At 70.1% G+C, this 18,239-nt stretch carries 16 protein-coding genes; 6 read left to right on the top strand and 10 right to left on the bottom strand.

Annotated elements, in window-relative coordinates:
- Positions 1-27: 27 nt before the first annotated feature.
- From ACMGFH_RS21235 to ACMGFH_RS21220, 4 genes are all read right to left on the bottom strand, one after another.
- Complete coding sequence (locus ACMGFH_RS21235) at positions 28-1,656, bottom strand: hydantoinase B/oxoprolinase family protein (protein WP_415380610.1); 1,629 nt, start codon at positions 1,654-1,656, stop codon at positions 28-30.
- A gap of 346 nt (positions 1,657-2,002) precedes the next feature.
- Positions 2,003-4,015, bottom strand: a complete 2,013-nt coding sequence (locus ACMGFH_RS21230; RefSeq protein ID WP_415380608.1) for a hydantoinase/oxoprolinase family protein — start codon at positions 4,013-4,015, stop codon at positions 2,003-2,005.
- A gap of 76 nt (positions 4,016-4,091) precedes the next feature.
- Positions 4,092-4,964, bottom strand: a complete 873-nt coding sequence (locus ACMGFH_RS21225) for an amidohydrolase family protein (RefSeq protein ID WP_415380606.1) — start codon at positions 4,962-4,964, stop codon at positions 4,092-4,094.
- A gap of 79 nt (positions 4,965-5,043) precedes the next feature.
- On the bottom strand, positions 5,044-6,372 hold the full coding sequence (locus ACMGFH_RS21220) for a metallophosphoesterase (RefSeq protein WP_415380605.1): 1,329 nt from the start codon (positions 6,370-6,372) through the stop codon (positions 5,044-5,046).
- A 431-nt stretch (positions 6,373-6,803) separates the two neighbouring features.
- Between ACMGFH_RS21220 and ACMGFH_RS21215 the strand changes: the two genes are divergently transcribed.
- From ACMGFH_RS21215 to ACMGFH_RS21195, 5 genes are all read left to right on the top strand, one after another.
- Entirely contained in the window at positions 6,804-7,400 is a 597-nt protein-coding gene (locus ACMGFH_RS21215) for an HdeD family acid-resistance protein (protein WP_415380604.1), read from the top strand.
- A gap of 259 nt (positions 7,401-7,659) precedes the next feature.
- Positions 7,660-8,124 carry a DUF1269 domain-containing protein gene (locus ACMGFH_RS21210; RefSeq protein WP_415383292.1) on the top strand — a complete coding sequence of 155 codons (465 nt, stop codon included), beginning with the start codon at positions 7,660-7,662 and terminating at the stop codon, positions 8,122-8,124.
- A 142-nt stretch (positions 8,125-8,266) separates the two neighbouring features.
- Positions 8,267-9,673 (top strand): TIGR00341 family protein, encoded by a 1,407-nt coding sequence (locus ACMGFH_RS21205; RefSeq protein WP_415380603.1) that lies wholly within the window; start codon positions 8,267-8,269, stop codon positions 9,671-9,673.
- A 308-nt stretch (positions 9,674-9,981) separates the two neighbouring features.
- A complete protein-coding gene (locus tag ACMGFH_RS21200; protein ID WP_415380602.1) occupies positions 9,982-10,794 on the top strand; it encodes a hypothetical protein in 813 nt (270 codons plus the stop codon).
- The gene (locus ACMGFH_RS21195; RefSeq protein WP_415380601.1) at positions 10,794-11,972 is read left to right on the top strand and encodes an inorganic phosphate transporter; all 1,179 of its coding nucleotides are present in this window, start codon (positions 10,794-10,796) and stop codon (positions 11,970-11,972) included. The genes ACMGFH_RS21200 and ACMGFH_RS21195 overlap by 1 nt, the downstream gene beginning before the upstream one ends.
- A 21-nt stretch (positions 11,973-11,993) precedes the next feature.
- On the opposite strand, the gene ACMGFH_RS21190 is transcribed toward ACMGFH_RS21195, so the two are convergent.
- The 6 genes from ACMGFH_RS21190 to ACMGFH_RS21165 form a co-directional block, all read right to left on the bottom strand.
- On the bottom strand, positions 11,994-12,497 hold the full coding sequence (locus ACMGFH_RS21190; RefSeq protein WP_415380600.1) for a hypothetical protein: 504 nt from the start codon (positions 12,495-12,497) through the stop codon (positions 11,994-11,996).
- A gap of 40 nt (positions 12,498-12,537) precedes the next feature.
- A complete protein-coding gene (locus tag ACMGFH_RS21185; RefSeq protein ID WP_415380599.1) occupies positions 12,538-14,058 on the bottom strand; it encodes a DUF58 domain-containing protein in 1,521 nt (506 codons plus the stop codon).
- Entirely contained in the window at positions 14,051-14,611 is a 561-nt protein-coding gene (locus tag ACMGFH_RS21180; protein ID WP_415380598.1) for a hypothetical protein, read from the bottom strand. The genes ACMGFH_RS21185 and ACMGFH_RS21180 overlap by 8 nt, the downstream gene beginning before the upstream one ends.
- A complete protein-coding gene (locus ACMGFH_RS21175) occupies positions 14,608-15,591 on the bottom strand; it encodes a DUF4129 domain-containing protein (protein WP_415380597.1) in 984 nt (327 codons plus the stop codon). The genes ACMGFH_RS21180 and ACMGFH_RS21175 overlap by 4 nt, the downstream gene beginning before the upstream one ends.
- Positions 15,592-15,685: 94 nt before the next feature.
- A complete protein-coding gene (gene nadE / locus ACMGFH_RS21170) occupies positions 15,686-16,534 on the bottom strand; it encodes an NAD(+) synthase (RefSeq protein ID WP_415380596.1) in 849 nt (282 codons plus the stop codon).
- A 159-nt stretch (positions 16,535-16,693) separates the two neighbouring features.
- Positions 16,694-16,969: a HalOD1 output domain-containing protein gene (locus tag ACMGFH_RS21165; RefSeq protein ID WP_415380594.1), complete on the bottom strand. Its 276-nt coding sequence runs from the start codon at positions 16,967-16,969 to the stop codon at positions 16,694-16,696.
- Between the two features lie 203 nt (positions 16,970-17,172).
- Between ACMGFH_RS21165 and ACMGFH_RS21160 the strand changes: the two genes are divergently transcribed.
- Positions 17,173-18,192 (top strand): DHH family phosphoesterase, encoded by a 1,020-nt coding sequence (locus ACMGFH_RS21160; RefSeq protein WP_415380592.1) that lies wholly within the window; start codon positions 17,173-17,175, stop codon positions 18,190-18,192.
- The last annotated feature ends 47 nt before the right edge of the window (positions 18,193-18,239 follow it).

Here is an 18,239-nt window from a genome sequence, read left to right as displayed (position 1 = left end):
ACGGTTGCCGTCGTCCGGTTCGTCGACTCACGACTCCGCGCCGTCGCCCGTCGGAGTCTCCCGGGACGCCTCCGACGCCGCGGGATCTCCGTGCCCCCCGCCGCCCGGCGTCTCGACGGTGACGGTCGTTCCGGCGTCGACCTCCCGAGTCACCTTCGACCGGACGTGTTCGCCGTCGATCCGGTTGATCCCGACCCGCCCGTCGTCGCCCCCGGCGATCCCTCTCGGCGGGTGCCGACGACGCTCGGTCAGCAGGGAGACCGTCGCGTCCGTCTCGACGCGGATCGACCGCACGAGACCGTCGCCGCCGCGATGCCGGCCAGCCCCATCGCTGTCCTCGCGGAGCGCGTAGCGCTCGACGCGCAGCGGATAGGCCGCTTCGAGGGCTTCGACCGGCGTGTTCAGCGTGTTCGTCATTCCGACCTGCACGCCCGAGAGACCGTCGCTGTCGGGGTTCGCGCCCGCTCCGCCGCCGACCGTCTCGTAGTACGCGAAGTCGGCGTCGCCGACGACGACGTTGTTCATCGTCCCCTGCCCGCCCGCCGGGACCCGCTCGGGCGCCGCGGCGGCCAGCGCCGCGAACACGACGTCTGTGACGCGCTGGCTCGTCTCGACGTTCCCGCCCACGACCGCAGCCGGCGGATCGGGATTCAGCAGCGATCCCTCGGGCGCGCTGACGCTGACAGGCTCGTAGCAGCCGTGATTCGGCGGTATCTCCGGATTCGTTATACATCTGATCACGAAGTATACGGCGCTCTTGGCGACGGTCAGGGGGGCGTTGACGTTGCCGGCGACCTGCTCGGCGGTGCCCGAGAAGTCCACGTCGACCGTCGCGCCGTCGACGGTAACCGTGACTTCGATCGGGATGTCCTCGTCGGTGACGCCGTCGCCCTCCATGACGTCGCTGGCGCGGTAGGTGCCGTCCGGGAGGTCTCGGAGTTCCGCCTCGACGCGCTCGCGGGAGTAGTCGACGACCGCCTCGAAGGCGGCGAGCAGGCTGTCGCCGTGGTCGGCGAGGAGGTCGGCGATCCGCACCTCTGCTCGCTCGTTCGCGGCGATCTGGGCGCGGAGGTCCGCGCGTCGTTCGTCCGGGTTCCGGACGTTCGCCAGGAGCAGCGATTCGACTTCCTCGTCGACCGCGCCGTCCGCGACGAGTTTCGTCGGCGGGATGCGGAGCCCTTCCTGCTGGATGTCGCGGGCGCCGGCCGGCATGCTCCCCGGCGCCATCCCCCCAACGTCGGCGTGGTGGGCCCGGGAGACGGCGTAGCCGAGGATCGGATCGGTGTCTTCGGAAGCGTCGGCGTCACTCTCGGTCGTATCCGGCGCGATCGGCGAGACGAGCGTAATGTCTGGCAGGTGCGTCCCGCCGGCGAACGGGTCGTTGAGCACGTACACGTCGCCGGGTTCGGGGTCGTGGTCGAGGACCGCGTCCACGGCTTCGGGCATCGCCCCGAGGTGGACCGGGATGTGCTCCGCCTGCGCGACCATTCGTCCGTCGGCGTCGAACAGCGCCGTCGAGCAGTCGCGCCGCTCCGTGATGTTCGGGGAGTACGCGCCCCTGATGAGGACCTGTCCCATCTCCTCGGCGACGCTTTCGAGCTGGTTTCTGAGGATCTCCAGTTCGACCGGATCGAGGTCGTGTGTCTGGGTACTCATGTGTCGGTGTACTCGGATCTGGTGGTGTTTGAGTCGGGAGTGGTGTCGAGCGTGGCAGCAGCGACGGCAACGAGCGTTGAAAGCCCCCGACTGCTGCGGTCCCGGGGCTCGCTGCGCTCCTCGGTCAGTCGCTTCGCTCCTTCCCTGCGGTGCTTGCTTCGCCCGGGTTCCCGCAGCAGTCGGCCCCTTTCAGTCCCACCCCGCGGACGCCACCGCCAGCAGCCACACGCCTCCCCAACCGACTGCGGTGCTCGCTGCGCTGCGCTCCTCGCCCCTCGCACGGCTACGTCGCGCGCATGAAAGCGCGCTCCAGCGCGCGCCATTCGGTTGGTCAGAGTAGGAACAGTCATTCCTCGCTCGCCTCCAGCACGAGCGTGCCGTCGGCGTCCGCGTGGGCCGACCAGTCCGGGGGGAGGACCACGGTGCTCTCGCCGCCGGCGAAGACGGCCGGGCCGTCCACGTTCACGTCGACGGGCACCCGGGCGCGGTCGTACACCGGCGCGCGGTAGAATCCGGAGGGGGAGAACACGTCGCGCTTCCCCAGCAGCGGGTCGCCTTCGGGGTCGTAGGCGATTTCGGGCGGCTCGCCCGCGACAGTCGCCGTCGCCCGGCAGGTGATCAGGTCGACCGGATCGTCCATACGATAGCCCCGGACGCGCTCGTGCTCGGCGTGGAACCGCTCGCGAACGGTGTCGGCGTCGAACGGGTCGGGTGCGTCGACGGGGAGTTCGAAGCTCTGGCCCTCGTAGCGACACTCGACCTGCCGCTCGACGGTTACGGCGTCGGGGTCGCTCGCGTCCGCGAGCACCTCCTCGGTCAACTCGCCGAACACCGCCTCGACGGCCTCGATGTCGAGGGCCGCGAGCGGTCCGCGGTGCGTGCGGGTCGCGTCGTGGCGCTCGTCGGCGGCGAGCAGGCCCAGCGCCGACAGGACGCCGTTACCGGGCGGGACGAGCACGGTCTCGATCCCCAGTTCGTCCGCCAGAGCTGCGGCGTGCATCGGCCCGGCGCCGCCGAAGGCCGCGAGCGCGAAGGGTCGCGGGTCGTGGCCCCGTTCGACCGTCACACCGCGGATGGCGCGGGCCATCGTCGCGTTCGCCACGCGATACACTCCCTGTGCGGCGTCGATCACCGTGTCCAGCCCCGCCTCGTCGGCGAGGTCCTCCATGACCGCCTCGGCCCTGTCGGGGTCGATCTGCAGATCCTCCCCGAGCGTGGTGTCCGCGCCGAGGTACCCCAGCACGGCCGCCGCGTCGGTGACCGTGGGTTCCTCGCCGCCCTTGCCGTAGCAGACGGGACCGGGGTCGGCACCCGCCGACTTCGGCCCGACGCGAAGCGCCCCGCCCTCGTCGACCCAGGCGATGGAGCCCCCGCCCGCGCCGACCGTGTGCACGTCGACCATCGGGACGCCGACGGGGTGGCCGCCGACCGTCGCGTCGGTCGTCCGCTCGACGCTCCCCTCGCGGACGAGACTCACGTCCGAGGAGGTGCCGCCCATGTCGAAGGTGACGAGCCCCTCGTGGTCCGTTCGCTCGAAGCGCGCCGCGCCGACGACGCCCGCCGCCGGCCCCGACAGGAGCGTCGTGACCGCGCGCTCGCGGACGGTGCCGGCATCGGCGATGCCGCCGTTCGACTGCATCACGCGCGGCGCTGGGACGTCCATCTCCGCTGCCCGCTCGGTCAGCCGCGCGAGGTAGTCGTCGATCACGGGCGTCACGTAGGCGTCCGCGACCGTCGTCGCCGTCCGCTCGTACTCGCGGAACTCGGCGAGCACCTCGTGGCTCGCCGAGACCGGCACGTCGAGTTCTTCGCGGAGTATCTCAGCCACCCGCTGCTCGTTCTTTGGGTGAGCGTAGGCGTGCAGCAGCGACACGGCGACGCTCTCGCAGTCGCCGTCGAGCCGTTCGGCGAGGTCGCGGACCGAGTCGGGGTCGACGGGCGTCTCGACTCCCTCGGTCGTCGCACGTTCGGCGACTTCGAAGCGCCGCTCGCGCGGGACCAGCGGCTCGGGTTTGGTCGCCGAGAGGTCGTAGAGAGCGGGGCGGTCCTGCCGGCCGATCTCGAGGACGTCCCCGAAGCCCTCGGTCGTCACGAGCGCCGTCCGCGCCCCCTCGCCTTCGAGGACGGCGTTGACCGCGGCGGTCGTCGCGTGGCGGAACCCCTCGACGGCCGAGGGATCGACGCCCGCCGCCTCGCAGGCGACGTCGATCCCGCGGACGACGCCGCGGCTCTGGTCCTCCGTGGTTGGGACCTTCGCGGTCGTGAGATCGCCGTCGACCAGCAGCGCCACGTCGGTGAATGTCCCGCCGACGTCGACGCCGAGCCGAGCCCCCCGGGCAGCCGCGTCGTTCGCGTTCATAATCGACAGTGGACAGGCGTGCCGATAAACGTGGCCCGTCGCCGCCGCGGCGTGGACGCGCGTCCATTACGCACCGTCACAACCCGAGGAACCGCTCGGCGTTCTCCCAGAGCAGTTTCCGCTGGACCTCCTCGGAGAAATCGCAGTGGGTTTCGAACTGGTCGAGCCATGTCTCCGGCCGGATCATCGGGTAGTCCGTCCCGAACATCACCTTGTCCTGCAGCATCGTCTTCGCGTAGTGGAGCACCTGCTCGTCGATGTACTTCGGCAGCCACCCCGACAGGTCCATGTACACGTTGCCCTTCTGCTGGCAGATCGCCAGTTGCTCTCGCTCCCACGGGAACGCGGGGTGGGCGATCAGGATCTCTAGATCGGGATGGCGTGCGGCCACGTCGTCGATCAGCATCGGGTTCCCGTACTTGATCCGCAGGCCGCGTCCGCCCGGCGTGCCGGCCCCCAGCGTCGAGTTGCCGCCGTGGAAGACGACCGGCACGCCCAGCTCCTCGATGGTCGCCCACAGCTCCTCGTGGGCGGGGTCGCTCGGGTCGAACCCCTGGGCGATCTGCTGGAACTTGAACCCGGAGAGGGCCAGGTCCTCGACGCAGCGGCGGGCCTCGTCGACGCAGTCGTCCTTGTGCGGGTCGACGCTCCCGAACCCGACGAAGAAGTCGGGATAGTCGTCGCGCACCTCGGCGACGTGCTCGTTCGGGACCGGCGGGTTCCCGGTGTTCGTCTCCGCGTCCCACCCCAGCAGGACGGCACGGCCGACCCCCGCCTCGCGGTACTCGGCGACCATCTCCTCGTAGCTCCAGGTCTCGAGGTCGGTCCCGAACTTCCCGGCCGCGTCGCGCATCAGCTGGCCGCCCGCGTCTTCGAGGAACACCGACGTGGGCTGGTGAGCGTGCGTGTCGACGGCGCGGGCCTCGCCGGCGAGGGTGTCGATGGGCATACGTGAACGTGACGCCCCAGCGACTTATCTGGGGCGGCGGACCGACGGGTCTCAACGGGGTCACCTCTCGCCCGAGGGGTCACTCGTCCGTCGTCGACTGCCACTGCGCCGCCTCCCGTCCACGCGGCGGGTCGACGACCGTCTGCTCGGGGATCGCCGGCTGCTGCGTCGGCGGTCGGGTGACGAGCCGTTCGAGCAGCGTCTCGTCGTTCGGGTCCGGTTTGTCGATCACCTCGTACTCGACGCGGACGCCGCCGCCGTCGGCCGCGGTGAGCCGGAAGTAGTTGAGCCGGAACGACGAGTAGTAGACCGGCGGGAGGGTGCCGACGACCGGGTCGACTCGGTGAAGCCGTTTCAACCACGTCCCGGTGTTGACGACGAGCCGGTCGCCCACCTCGGTCGTCGAGGGCCGGTGGGTGTGGCCGTAGACGTACACGGCCACTGTCGGGTCCGCCCGGAACACGTCTCTGGCCCGGTCGAGGTACTTCTCGACCGGATCTTCGCCGGGGCCCTCCCGGACGAGTCCGAACCGCCGGAGCGTCTTCCGGACGTCCCTGAAGAAGACGTACAGCGGGACCGATATCACGAGCAGCAGACTGACGACCACGAGGTTGGCCGCGAGGAGGAAGTCGGCGAGCCGACCGACCGGTCCGAACAGCCCGAGCACGTCCTCGACGGCTCGCATCGGGAGCGACCAGATGCCGGTCACGTCGAGCGCGTAGACGCCGACTGAGAGCACGCCGGCGTTGAACAGGAGGAGGAAGGGGACGACCGCGAACCGGAGCCAGGTGCTCATCTCCCGGTAGAAGTAGTTCGAGATCAACCAGTCCGGGATCTGCGTCATCGGCGTCACCGCCTGGATGTCCCTGAGCCAGTTGTACTTGCCGCGGCCCGAGAGCCGCCCCGCTCGGCTCGTGATCTGCCGGTTCACGAAGTACCCCGGCGGGTTCGCGTAGGGGTTCCCGAAGTCGGGGATCCGGTTGTTGGGGTCCTCTTGCATCCCGTGTTCGACGTGGACGACGGCGTCCCCGACCTCGCGCGTGAGCGACACCGACTGGTCGAGCGTGACGTTGTAGGCCGCGAGGCGCTCGACGTACTCGTCGTGGGCGGCGAGTTCGTAGTCGTGGTTTCCCGGGATGAGCGTGATCGGGACCCGCTCGCCCGTCGCCCGCAACTGCGCGAACAACTCCGGATAGTCGGCGACCAGCGCGTCGAACTTCTCCGTCCCCTCTACTTCTGTGAACTCCCACAGCCCGAACGCGTCGCCGTTGATCAGCAGCTCCGCGTCCTCGTCGCTTCGCTCCAGCCCTCGGAGGAACTCGATCAGTTCCTCGCGGAAGTCGACGTGTCGCAACTGCTCGTCGCCGCCGATGTGGAGGTCGCTCACGAGGTAGTACGCGTCGGTCACTCGCTCCCCCTCCCCCGCTCGACCGTCGAGTCGACACCAGCCGCGAGGTGGTCGTCGGACCGGCCTCGGAGCGCCGCGCTCGCCCGTCTCCGGACCCCCGCGGGGCTCGCTGGCGGCGACGAATCTCGTCCCATCTCGGTTCCGGGAGAGGGCCGGGCGCGACAAATCTGTTGTTCCCAGTTGAAACCCGATCGGTGGCCAGCCGCGCGAGCGCTGGCCGACGGTACCCCGCCGACCGGCCCAGCCCGCCGCAGCGCACTACGACCCCGTCCCGTCCGCCGTCACCGAACTCCGGCAGCGGCCGAGAAAGCCTCCCCTTCTCGGGTAGCCGTATGCAACTCTCGGCAATACAGTTCGAACGGGCAACAATATCAACACAGCATCACGAATACGGTTATGACGGGATGTAGCCTACGTGCTAGCGAGAGACAATGAGCACAGACACATCCTCGATGGTTTCGGCGAACTCACGGCGGAGCTGGCGGTACCTGATGGGCGTCGGCGTCCTGATCACCGTGCTCGGCGTGTTGGCGGTCGCGGCACCGTTCGTCACCGGCGTCACGGTCTCGATCCTGCTCGGCGCGTTGCTCGTGTTCGGCGCGCTCGGGCACGTCGTCAACGCGTTCACGGTCGGCGGGTTGGCCGGGACGCTCTGGCAGCTCGCGCTCGCGATCCTCTACGCGGTCGCGGGTATCTCGTTGCTGGCCAACCCCGTGATCGGCCTCACGACGGTGACGCTCCTGCTCATCGTGTACTTCGCGGTCGAGGGACTCATCGAGATCGCGGTGGGCGTCCAGCGACGGGCCGAGCCACACTGGTTCTGGTACGTCGCGAGCGGTGCCGTCTCGCTCGTGCTGGCCGGCCTGCTCTGGGCGGGCTTCCCGAGCACCGCGGCGTGGGCCGTCGGGCTCCTGACCGGGCTCCACCTGCTGTCGACCGGCCTCCTGCTGGTGTACGTCGGCTACGTCGGCCGGCGCGGCGGCGTCGCGAGCGGTAGCGAGGCGATGGGCGAGCTCAGGAGCGGGTGAGCGGGCTCGCACCGGCGGTTTTTTTCGGTCCGTGGCGTCTCGATAGCACGAACGTACCGACGGGAACGCGCCCGTGCTCGGTTGCGTCTACTGGATGGCCAGAGCAGTGGCCCTCGACGAAAGCCCGACTTACGCGGTGACAATTGATATTACACTCAATTACACTGATGCTTCTCGGCGGTGGCCTGTCTATTACTACGTGGGAACCGCTGGCACGGTCGAACGCATGAGTTCGCTCGTAGTACTGGCGTTCGACACCATGGACGGCGCAGAACAGATGCGGGAGAAGATGTACGACTTCCAGCGTCGCGAGCTGATCACACTCGAGGACGCCGCGGTGATGGTCCGGAAGGAGAACGGCCGCGCGAAGGTCAAACAGGCCCACAGTCTCGTCGGGTCGGGCGCCCTCGGGGGTGCCTTCTGGGGCATGCTGATCGGACTGCTCTTTTTCGCCCCGTGGCTCGGTCTGCTCGCGGGCGCGGCCGGCGGAGCGGTCTCCGGGAAACTCGGGGACATCGGTATCGACGACTCGTTCATCAAAGAGGTCAGCGAGACGGTCGAGCCCGGCCACTCGGCGCTGTTCCTCCTCACGCGTGACGCCAACCTGGATCGCATCGCCGAAGAGACGGAGGACACGGACTTCCAGATCATCGAGACGAACCTCTCGCCCGAGGACGAGACGCAGCTCCGCGAGACGTTCGCCGCCGAAGAGGTCGCGGGGTAACGCCACCCCGCCGCGGCGCGACTGGTCGGGCGCCGCCGTCCCTTCGGATCGCGACACACACAGACTCCCGGCGGTCGTCGCCTGGGTACCCCCGTTCGAAGGGTCTCGACTCGGTCCGCCGACGATACCACCCGATATGGCCATGCGACTCGTTCAAGTCCTGATCCCGGAGGGGAATCGCTCGCCCGTCCTCGACGCGCTCGACGAGGAGGGGATCGACTACGCGGTGTTCGACGAGGTCGGCCGCGGCGACTTCGAGGCGATGGTGCAGTTCCCGGTCCCGCCCGGCGGGGTCGAACCGGTGCTGGAAGACCTCGTGACTGCCGGGATCCGCGAGGACTCCTACACCATCGTGATGCCGACGGAGACGGTCGTCTCCCAGCGGCTCTCGACGCTCGTCGAGCGATTCCCCGGACTCCGGATCTCCCGCGAGGAGCTGTACGCTCGCGCCGAGGAACTCGCACCGGCGAACTCGACGTTCTTCGCCTTCATCCTGTTGAGCACCGTCATCGCGACGACCGGTCTGCTGCTCGACTCGGCGGCGACTATCATCGGCGCGATGGTCGTCGCCCCGCTGATGGGACCAGCAATCTCCGCGTCCGTGGGGACGATCCTCGACGAGCCCGAGATGGCTCGCCGGGGCGTCGCGCTCCAGGCCGCCGGCCTCGTCGCGGCCGTCCTGACGGCGGCCGTCATGGGGTGGCTCCTCCAGCGGACGATCCTGCTCCCGCCCGGACTCGACATCACGACAATCCCGCAGATCGCCGAACGGACGAGCCCGAACTTCCTGTCGCTGTTTCTCGCCCTCGGCTCGGGGATCGCCGGGTCGATCAGCATCATGCGCGGCTCGGGTTCGACGCTCGTCGGCGTCGCGATCGCCGTCGCGCTCGTCCCGCCCGCGGCGACCGCCGGGCTCGGCATCGCGTTCGGACTGCCGCCCGTGGCGCTCGCGGCCGCCGTCCTCGTGGTCGTGAACCTGCTGGCGATCAACGTCTCGGCGCTCGTCCTGTTCTACCTCGCCGGGTTCAAACCGCTCGATGCCGGGCGGTTCGAAGGGGTGCGCGCGTCCGTGTTCTCCCGCATCGCGGTCATCGCCATCGCCATCGCCGTCCTCTCGCTGGGCCTCGGCGCCGTCACCTGGACGACCTATCAGACCCAGTCGTTCGAACAGCGGGTCACGGACGAACTCGAACAGCGGTTCGACGAGGCCGATATCGAGGGCGTCGAACTCCTCTCGGTCGGCGTCGACTACGAACCCATCGACCTGCTCCTGGGAGACCAGCCGCGTGTGAACGTGCTCGTCGGCCTCCCGCGCGACGCGACGGCACCGCCCGGCCTCGCTCAGCGATGGGACGACCAGCTGACCGCGGAGTTCGACCGCGAGATGGTGGTCCGCGTCGGCTTCGTCGAGGAGCAGGTCTCCGAGGGCCCCGCGGCCGGATCCGAGCCACTGACCGGCGACGGGACGATATTCGGCGACGGTACCGCACCGGGACCCGACGCGCCCGGGGCGAGGCGCGCTCCGACGGTCGGCCGGTCATCGACGTGAGGCGACTGCCCCGGGCGGGTTTTCAGCGCACTCGCGTTCACGCCGCGTTCCCACCTCCGTTCCGACGCGTTGCGCCGCTCGACGCACGCGAACGGCGCGCTGGTGCGCAACTCGTTCATCACGGAGGGGTGAACCCCGGGAACCACCGGCGGTCTCGAGCGGCCTCACCGCTCGAACGCTGCCGGTCGTCTTTGGCAAAGTACTTGGGTCGAGGATCACTCTATAGAGATACACGTGTTTTCTCTCCAATCCGGTCGGCAGCGGCGGGCTCTCGCAACTACATCGCTCGGAGACGGTCCGGGTGAACCGTGAATCCGAGCCGCGTCGACTCCGTCGTCGACCTCGCGTACGGGCTGTTGATCGCGCTCTCGGTGGGGCTGATCATGGTGGTCAACAACGCCGTCGGGCTGGCGTTCGGTTTCGGCGTCCTGATATCCTACCTGATCCACGTCGTCTGGAAGATGGCCCGGTTCGACCCCGACTGGATGACCACCGCGGTCAAGGAGACGGTCGAGGAGACCGTCGACGAGACCGTCGAGCAAAAGGTCGGCGAAACGGTCGAGGAAACCGTCGAAGAGACCGTCGGTGAGACCGTCGAGGAAACGGTCGGCGAGACCGTCGAGAAGACCGTCGGCGAAACCGTCGACGAGACCGTCGAACAGAAGGTCGGCGAGACGGTCGAGGAGACCGTCGAAGAGACCGTCGGCGAAACCGTCGAGGAGACGGTCGGCGAGACGGTCGAAGCGAAAGTCGGCGAGACCGTCGAGGAGAAAGTCGGCGAGACCGTCGAGGAGACGGTGGGCGAAACCGTCGAGGAAACCGTCGAAGAGACGGTCGAGGAGAAAGTCGGGGAAGCCGTCGAAGAAACGGTGGAGGAGACCGTCGGCGAAACCGTCGAGGAGACGGTGGGCGAAACTGTCGAAGAGACGGTGGAAGAGACCGTCGAGGAGACGGTGGGCGAAACTGTCGAAGAGACGGTGGAAGAGACCGTCGAGGAGACGGTGGGCGAAACCGTCGAAGAGACGGTAGAAGAGACCGTCGAGGAGAAGGTCAGCGAGACTGTCGAGGAACAGCTAGAGGCGGCGGACGGCGACGCCGAGGACGCGGACGGGGGGAACTGATGGTCCAGCTCCTGCTCGTCGTCGGGGTGCTCGTGGCGATGTTCGTCGCGTACAACATCGGCGGATCGACGACGGGGCCGGCGTTCGGGCCGGCCGTCGGTGCCGACGCCATCTCGAAGACGGCCGCGGCGGCGCTGATGGGCGTGTTCTTCTTCCTCGGCGCATGGACCATCGGGCGCAACGTCGTGACGAAGCTCGGCTCGGAACTGGTGGTCGACAGCGGCGTGTTCACGCTCGAATCGTCCATCGTCGTCCTCTTTTTCATCGGCGTCGCGCTGCTGATCGGCAACGTCTTCGGCGTGCCGGCATCCACCTCGATGACGGCCGTCGGCGCCATCGCGGGCCTCGGCCTCGCCGGCGGCGTGCTGGATCTGGCCGTCATGGGCGAGATCGTCACCTGGTGGGTCGTCTCGCCCATCATCGGCTTCTGGGTGTCGCTGATCATCGGCCGGTACTTCTACGCGCGGCTCAACCGCCTGGTCGCCATGGAGCGCAGCGAGGGACCGCTGTTAGACGTCGACCGCTCGGGCCTGGTCCCGATCCCGAGCGTCCACCAGACGACCAACCGCCGAGAGCTGGGCGGGACGATCACCGTGATCGCCATCGGTTGTCTGATGGCATTCAGTTCCGGGACGTCCAACATCGCCAACGCCGTCGCGCCGCTGGTCGGCAGCGGCGAACTGCAGATGGACCCGGCCATCGTCCTCGGCGGCATCGCCGTCACTATCGGCGCGTTCACGATCGCCCGACGGACGCTGGAGACCATGGGCAGCGACATCACGGAACTGCCGCTGACGGCCGCGATCGTCGTCGCCGCGGTCAGTTCCACGCTCGTCGTCTTCCTCTCCGCGCTCGGTATCCCCGCGAGCTTCGTCATCATCGCGACGATGAGCATCGTCGGCCTCGGGTGGGGCCGGGCGACCCGACCCGTGACCGCGCCCGAGGCCGTCTCCGGCGAGAAGGCCCCGCCGGTCACCGTCGACGCGCTGGCCGCCGACGAGGCGGGCGAGGAGTTACCCCCCATCGGCGAGGAAGACCCCGAGGACATCCCGTCCGCTGGCGACCTGTTCAACCCGGCGACCACTGCGCGGGTCGTCCTGATGCAGAACGTCGTGCCGGCCGTCGCGACGATCGGTGCCTATCTCACCTTCCGGTTCGTTCCGATCCCCGGCGTCTGAGTGGCGTCGGTGCCGATCAGTTCATCTATTCAGCGCGACGACGAGCAGCGCCGCGGCGACGAGGAGGACGAACAGCGTCGTGACGGGCTGGCGGGTCGGGCCCACCTCGAAGAGCGTGAGTCCGATCCCCGCCGAGACGAGCCCGACCAGGGCGCCAGTGGCAGCGTGGAGCGTCTCCGCCCGGGCGGTGTCGGCCTGGGCGCCGAGTTGTTCGCCCAGCGAGACGGCGTTCCCGCCGGCGTCCCAGGCGACGACCGACGCCGCGGTTCCCACGAGGACGGCCGGTTCCGCGGCGTTCCCCAGCGCGGCGAAGACGACGCCGACGAACGCCAGCAACCCGCCGACGTCGACGACCCGGTGGTTCGCTGTCCGCACGCCCGCCAGCAGGACGAGCGTTCCGAGCGCGGTCACGCCCGCCCCGGTCACGCCGCCGGCCAGTCCCGTCGCCGCCGCCGTCGCGCCGGCCACGCCGGAGACCAGCAGCGAGCGACCGCCCGGCCGGCGAGTGATCTCGGTCCCGCTCACGCCAGCCACCCCCGCACGCGACGCTCCGGCGGGACGGTGATCACGTCGACCACCGCCTGCGCGCGCGTTCGAGCGCTTCGGCCAGTCGCTCGTCGGCGTCCCAGTCGACGACGCGGACGCTGCTCCCCCGCAGGTCGTTCAGCCGGTTCGACCGCTCGACGGCCGCGAGCGTCCGCCCCGGCGTATCCCGGAGGGTCGGGTCGGGGCTGACGACGGTGACGGGGTGGCCCCGAACATGCAGCGAGCGGGCGATGCGCGCGCTCGTGTCGTCGGGCATCGGCGAGACGAACACCACCTGCGCGTCGTCGTCGAGGCGCTGCTGGAGCCGTCGAAGCTGCCACCGAATGTACACCCTGCCCTCGGGCGGCGTCGGCGACAGCGCCGAATGGGTCGAGAGCAACTCCCTGGCGCGCGCCTGGTGGGTCGCGCCCGCGCCCGGCGCCAGCCAGACGGTGTCGCTCGCGAACGCCGCCAGGCCGACGCGGTCGCCGGTGTCCAGGAGCGAGTTGAATATCCGCCGGGTGGCGTCGATGCCGCGGTCGACCGCGTGGAGTCCGTCGTCGCCGGCCTGGAGGTACGCCGCCCTCCGCAGGTCGAGGACGACCACGACCGTCGCCATGCGCTCCTCGCGGAACTCCATCGTCGCCAGGGTCCCGTCGCGGGCATAGGTGTTCCAGTCGATGCGGCTCAGCGAGTCGCCGTGTTCGTACTCCCGCAGCGAGGCGAACTCGACGCCTTCCCCGGAGGCGTCCGTCGAGACGCGACCGGTGTACGGCGACGTGAGCCCGCGGAGCGGGACCGCCGCCGTCGCGTCGATCGGCGCCATGCATCTGATCGACGCCGACTCGGTTCCGAGGTCGAGCTCGCGCTCGCGACTCCCGCTCGAGTTGCGCGCGAGGACGGTCAACCCGTCGAAACGGTACGCGCCGCGGCGCGCGAGCGCCGTGTACGAGAAGGTCATCCGCGCGCCCGGTCGGAGCGCGGTCGCCGCCCGCGCCGGTCCGTCGGTGACCGCCAGCGCCTCGGGCACCTGCTCGACGACCCGCAGGTCCGCCAGGACGGCGTCGCCGACGTTCTCGACGACGACCGTCACCTCGACGCTGTCGCCCGGCTCCGGCCGGTCGGTCGAGAGCCGCCGTTCGACGGCCAGCCGCGGCTCGGGCGCCTCGGTCGCGTTCGCGTAGGCGAGGTAGCCGACGCCGACGACCGCCGCGAGCAGGAGCGGGCGCGAACTGAGCGCGACGCCGAGGCCCGCGGACAGGAACGAGACCGCCGCGAACCCCACCCAGTGGTTCGTCGACCGAAGCGTCGACGACCGGACCGTCGTCGCCGCCGGCCCCGCGGCGGCAGTCGTCGGTTGCGACCCGTCGTCGGCCTCGGGCGCCTGATCGGCGGCAGTGCCGCCCGCCCGATCGTCTCCCCCCGTCTCCGCCGAACGGTCTCGTTCGACGGCGTCACCGGCGACGTCGTCGTCGTCGACGGAGGTCGGCGGATCGACCGCCGTGCCCCCGTCGGGACGCTCGGGTTCGTCGCCGGACCGCTCGGGCGCGCCGTCAGCCATCTTCCCCCTCCAGCAGGCGCTCGATCTCACCGATTGCGCGGATCGCGCGGCGCTTGAACGGTGACTCCCGGTGGAGCAGCTCGCGCACTCGGTCGGTCGCGTCGGCCTCCGGCGCCCGCCCGGTGAAAAACGCCGCCGCGAACGGGTCGTCGGTCCACGTCCCTTCGCTGAGCGCCCGCTCGGCCTCCTCGGCCGAGCAGCGCTCGCGGCGCTGGAGCGTCGCCACCGCCACCTCGCCGACTTCCTCGCGGAGCCGGTGGCGCTCGGCCTCGTTGAACCGCGTCAGCGCCAGCCGGTCCAGTCGCCGGTCCAGGTCGTCGCCCGGCGTCGGCAGGTCGACCGCCAGTTCCGCGTCCGCCGTCTCGGCGTACCCGGGCTCGGTGGTCCGGCGCCGCTGGATCTGACCGAGCGCACCCAGCAGAAGTACCGCGCCGACCGCGACGACGACCCCGTCGCCCGCCGGGAGCGGCGTCGTGATCCCCGGCGCGGCGATCGCGACCAGCCCGACGACGCCGAGGAGTGCCCCGAGGGTCGCAGTTATCCGCCCACTCACGCCCCGCTCGCCCCCTGGTCGGCGTCGTCGCCCTCCTCCGCGTAGGTCGATTCGATCCGTCGCAGCGTCTCGACGGCCGCCTCCTCGCGGTCGGCCGTCGGCTCCTCGCCGCCGTACCGGACCTCCTCGAATATCTCGGTGAGTCGTGCTACGTCGTCGGGGTCCATCCCCGCGGCCGTCGCGGCCGTCGCGAACTCCGCCGGCGTGCTCGACTCCGGATGGTCGACCGCGAGGTGGTCGGTCATCGCCGCCCACGCGCGGTACACCTCGTTCTCGAACTCGTCGGTCTCCTCGATGCGGTCGGCCGCCCGACCGGCCGCCGCGCCGATGGCCCCGACGTCGGTCGCCGGTTCGGGCTCGGGCTCGTCGTCCTCCTCTCCCGTCACCTGTTCGTCGCGCTGGTCGTGATTCCCGGTCAGCACCAGCGCCGCGACGGCGACGAGCGTCCCGACGACGAGCACGAGCAGTAGTTTGGTCGACAGACTCGGCGGCGCGACGGTGGTCTGGCCGCCCATCAGCCCGCCGCCTTCCGAAGCGGGTCGCCCCTGGTCGGAGAGGCCCAGGAACCCGCGCTGGGCCGGCTGGCACGACGTGAGCAGCAGGTAGAGGAAGAAGCCGGGATAGCCGAGGATGAACACGCCGGCCAGTCCCGTCGCCGCGTCGTCGAGCCAGCGACCGACGGCGAAGACGCCGACGAGCCCGAACACGAGCAGCAGCTGGACCAGCGGCTGCTGGAGCCACTGGACGCAGAACTGGAACGGCGCTCCGGGATCGGTGTCGAAGTCGAGGGGGGCGTCCCCCTGCTCGCTGTCGCCGGAGGGCTCGTCAGTCGGCGTCCGCTCGCCTCCCCGGTCGTCGGCCACCCCCGTGTACCCCATCCCGAAGTCCGGATTCGGGTTCGTCGTCGTGTCCAGCGTCGCCGCCGCGAAGGCGATCACCGCGACGCAGAGGAGGGCGAGCGCGACCGTCCGCGGACTCACGCGTGACGGGTCCACACCCGTGTTTGGGAAGTCCGAACCTTATGGCTACCGCCCGGATCCCGGCGAACGCCGCTCAGTCGCGCTTCGACCCGGGTCAGCGGTTCGTCGACGGCTTGGGCGGCTGGTGGCGCTTGTGCCGGGTCGCCGCGCACCAGTCGGCGAGGCGGGTGACCACCGATCGGTCGATCCCGAGCCGGTCGGCCACCGCCCCCGCGTCCCGTCCTTCGTCGACGTGCAGCCTGAGCGCCCGGTCGACCGCCTCGGCGTCGACGCCGAGTTCGGCCGCGTCGTCGGGCTCGTGCGGCCCCCGTCGCGGCGTCCCGTCGAGCATCTCGACCGGCAGGTCCATCGCCCGAGCGAGCGCGCGGACTTCCGTCCGGTAGAGGTCACCGAACAGGAAGCAGTCCACGCCCGTCTCGCCGTACTTCGTCGCCGACCCGAGCAGGCGGTCGGTCCGGTTCACCGGCCCCACGACGAGCGCGTTCCGCCGGTTGGCGACGTAGTAGGCCACCGCCGTCCGGAAGCGCTCGACCGCGTTGTCCGTCGCGACGAGGTCGTCCGCGGGCCCGCCGGCCTCGCCGACCACCTCCTGAAAGGCCGCGACGACCGGCTGCAGCTGGAGTCGCCGGTGCTCGATCCCGAGCATCTCCGCGACCGCCTCGGCCGTGCTCGCCGTCGCTTCGTCGGTCAGCCCAGCGGGCGTGATCAGGCCGAGCACGTCCTCGGCGCCGACCGCGTCGACGGCCAGCGCGGCGGCCGCTGCCGCGTCGACTCCGCCGTCTAGCGGGACGACGAGCCCGTCCGCGTCGGCCCCGGTCACGAGGTCGACGAGGAACTCGGGCAGGAGTTCCTGAACTCGACGGAGTGCGACCCGCGTCGTCGCGAGCCCTCGCTCGTCGCGCGGGAGGTCCAACACCCGTGGATGTCGCGCCGCGTCACTCACGGGCTATCGACCCCCGGCCGTTCGATCCGCGTCGTTCGCGTGGCGTCGTGCGTTCACACCCGGATAGCGCGACCGGTTCCTGAAAGAGGTTGTCTACATACCTATTAGGGGTCTGCTGTAAGCCTGAAACACCTAATACGGAGGCGGGCCGCCGAGGGGTTACTCGATCGTGTCCGTGACGCGGATGTCGACGCCGCCGTCGCTCCAGACGCTGACGGTCACGTCTTCGAGACGTATCTGGACGGAGACGTCCACGTCGCCGTCGGTCCTGAACAGTCCGTCGAGCGCGTCCGGGTCGACGTGGTCGTAGAGCGCCAGATCGGTGGTCGACAGCGACGCGTCGTCGTGGGCGGCGATCGCCTCGCGGACGGCCTCGCTGAGGGGGACGTTCTCCGCCTCGGGGTAGTACCGCCGGCGCTCCGGATCCGTGTCCATTCGTGTCTTCACCACCGATCCTTCGGTCAGGCTCAGCAACTCTGTTCTGCATGAACGTGAAGGCCGACCCGTCCGTGAACGGGACGTCCGTCGGCGCGGCAGTCGCCGCGTCGGCTGAGTGTGCCGGCCACAGGGTTTTGCCGCCCGCGCCGCTATTCGCCCGCATATCCCCGACGTCCGGAGACAGTCGGCCCCGGAAGACCATGAGCAAGGCCCGCCAGCTCCACGACCGCCTCGTCGAGGGCGACAGTATCTCCATCGTCTGTCACAACAACCCCGATCCGGACTGCCTCGCGAGCGCGCTCGCGCTGGTGCAGATCGCCGCCGCCGCCGGCATCGACGAGCGGCGCATCCTCTACAGCGGCGACATCTCTCACCAGCAGAACCGGGCGTTCGTCAGCCTCCTCGACATCGAACTCGAGCCGTTCGACCCCGCGATGGTCCGCGACCGGCCCGAGGGAGCGCTGCTCGCGTTCGTCGACCACTCCATCCCCGGCCGGAACAACCGCGTCCCCGAGGGGACGCCCGTCGACGTCGTCGTCGACCACCACCCGGCCGAGGCGATCGACGCTCGCTTCGTCGACCACCGGGAGGACATCGGCGCGACTGCCACCATCCTCACGGAGTACGTCCGCGACCTCGACGTCGACCTCGACGCCGAGCTCGCGACGGCGCTCCTGTTCGCCATCCGACGGGAGACCCTGGAGTTCCTCCGCGGGACGACCCGCGCCGAGTACGACGCCGCCGGGTTCCTCCACGAGCACGCCGACCTCGACCTGCTCCGCCAGCTCTCCTCGTCGTCGGTCACGGGCGCGACCCTCGACGCCATCGCGACCGCCATCGAGAACCGGCGGACGCGCGGCGCGGTCCTCATCTCGCACGCCGGCCGGACGACCGAGCGCGACGCGCTCCCGCAGGCCGCCGACTATCTCTCGACGCTGGAAGGCGTCGAGACCGCTATCGTCTTCGGGATCGTCGACGGGGCGATCCATCTCAGCGGCCGCTCGCCCGACCCGCGCGTCCACCTCGGCGACGCGCTCGACGACGCGTTCGGCGACGTAGGGACGGCCGGCGGCCACTACGACATGGCCGGCGGCGAGATACCGCTCGGCATCTTCGCCGATTACACGGCCGACGACGAGCATCTGCTCGCCATGGTCGAACAGGTCATCTCCACGCGGCTCGCCACCGCACTCAACCTCGGCGAGGAGTCGAACGGGTGATCGCGTGCCGGGCGGGAGGTCCCACCATCGGTTCCGGACGGTGCCAC

It is taken from the genome of Halosimplex rarum, from assembly GCF_047715405.1.
Taxonomy (GTDB): domain Archaea; phylum Halobacteriota; class Halobacteria; order Halobacteriales; family Haloarculaceae; genus Halosimplex; species Halosimplex rarum.
Note: the sequence above shows the minus strand (reverse complement) of the source record. Positions and strands in the feature narration are given on the sequence as shown.

Coding starts and splice junctions, on each gene's coding strand:
- ACMGFH_RS21210 (WP_415383292.1), top strand. CDS start 7,660: ATGGACGGCGCAGAACAGATGCGGGAGAAGATGTACGACTTCCAGCGT.
- ACMGFH_RS21215 (WP_415380604.1), top strand. CDS start 6,804: ATGAGCACAGACACATCCTCGATGGTTTCGGCGAACTCACGGCGGAGC.
- ACMGFH_RS21165 (WP_415380594.1), bottom strand. CDS start 16,969: ATGGACACGGATCCGGAGCGCCGGCGGTACTACCCCGAGGCGGAGAAC.
- ACMGFH_RS21195 (WP_415380601.1), top strand. CDS start 10,794: ATGGTCCAGCTCCTGCTCGTCGTCGGGGTGCTCGTGGCGATGTTCGTC.
- ACMGFH_RS21230 (WP_415380608.1), bottom strand. CDS start 4,015: ATGAACGCGAACGACGCGGCTGCCCGGGGGGCTCGGCTCGGCGTCGAC.
- ACMGFH_RS21235 (WP_415380610.1), bottom strand. CDS start 1,656: ATGAGTACCCAGACACACGACCTCGATCCGGTCGAACTGGAGATCCTC.
- ACMGFH_RS21185 (WP_415380599.1), bottom strand. CDS start 14,058: ATGGCTGACGGCGCGCCCGAGCGGTCCGGCGACGAACCCGAGCGTCCC.
- ACMGFH_RS21160 (WP_415380592.1), top strand. CDS start 17,173: ATGAGCAAGGCCCGCCAGCTCCACGACCGCCTCGTCGAGGGCGACAGT.
- ACMGFH_RS21225 (WP_415380606.1), bottom strand. CDS start 4,964: ATGCCCATCGACACCCTCGCCGGCGAGGCCCGCGCCGTCGACACGCAC.
- ACMGFH_RS21205 (WP_415380603.1), top strand. CDS start 8,267: ATGCGACTCGTTCAAGTCCTGATCCCGGAGGGGAATCGCTCGCCCGTC.